2 protein-coding genes are annotated in these 1,104 nt (G+C 44.6%); both read left to right on the top strand.

Features of this window, described 5'->3' with window-relative positions; genetic code table 11:
• On the top strand, window positions 1-651 hold a 651-nt coding region (locus COE53_RS23650), incomplete at its 5' end, for an exosporium glycoprotein BclB-related protein (protein ID WP_286162621.1).
• A gap of 200 nt (window positions 652-851) precedes the next feature.
• The coding region (locus COE53_RS23645) for a collagen-like triple helix repeat-containing protein (RefSeq protein WP_180242478.1) at window positions 852-1,104 on the top strand (253 nt) is incomplete at its 3' end.

Genomic DNA, 1,104 nt, shown 5'->3' with positions numbered 1-1,104 from the left:
CCACAAGGTCCACAAGGTCCACAAGGTCCAACAGGAGCAACAGGCCCAGCGGGAGCAACAGGTCCAGCCGGAGCAACAGGCCCAGCGGGAGCAACAGGCCCAGCAGGGGCAACTGGAATAGCAGGTACAGGTGCAATCATTCCGTTTGCATCAGGTGCACCAGTAGTAATGTCAACAGTTTTAGGCGGATTAGCAGGAACAGCAGGTCTTGTAGGATTTGGAAGTTCAATTCCGAATGTTGCATTACTTCCTGGACCAGCGATTGATTTAACTGGAACTGGTTTACCAACTGAAATTCTTGATTTTGCATTCTCAATGCCTAGAGCTGGTACAATTACGGCTATTTCCGCATCTTATAGTAATGTAGTAGCTTTAAATATTTTAGGAACAAGTATTACTGTCACTGCACAATTATATAGTGCACCAGTAAATAGTAATAACTTTACTCCAGTTGCAGGTGCAAGTGTCACTTTACCGGCTCTAGCAGGTCCGCTTACAATAGGCCAAATCACTAGCGGTATTTCTACACCTTTAGCAGTACCAATTGCAGCACAAACTCGTTTAATGATGGTATTTACTGCAACTGCAAACGGTGCTAGCCTTATCAATACTGTTACTGGATATGCTAGCGCAGGAGTAGCTATAAACTAATTAATAAATAGAAGTAAGAAAAATATTTTAACAATGACTCTACTAAACTAGATCACATTTGGCTATCAATGATAGTTTTGAATCTAGTAAGTAGAGTTTTTTTGCGGATTTTTAATAGAAATAGTATTAAAATCCAAACAAACTTGTCCAACAAAAATAAGATAAAGTGTACGTCAAAATATTTTTGGAGGTGTATCTATTTGCCAATACCACCAGGCCCACCAGGCCCACAATTACCACCAGTCTTACCACTACCACCAGCTCCAACAGGTCCTACGGGAGCACCATTGCCACCAGGAGTTCCAGGTCCAACAGGAATTACAGGTCCAACAGGAGCAACAGGAGCAACAGGTCCACAAGGTCCACAAGGTCCACAAGGTCCAACAGGAGCAACAGGCCCAGCGGGCGCAACAGGTCCAGCCGGAGCAACAGGCCCAGCGGGAGCAACAGGTC

It is taken from the genome of Bacillus sp. AFS029533, assembly GCF_002585125.1.
GTDB classification, from domain to species: Bacteria; Bacillota; Bacilli; order Bacillales; family Bacillaceae_G; genus Gottfriedia; species Gottfriedia luciferensis_B.
This window is presented reverse-complemented; position numbering and strand designations above follow the sequence as displayed.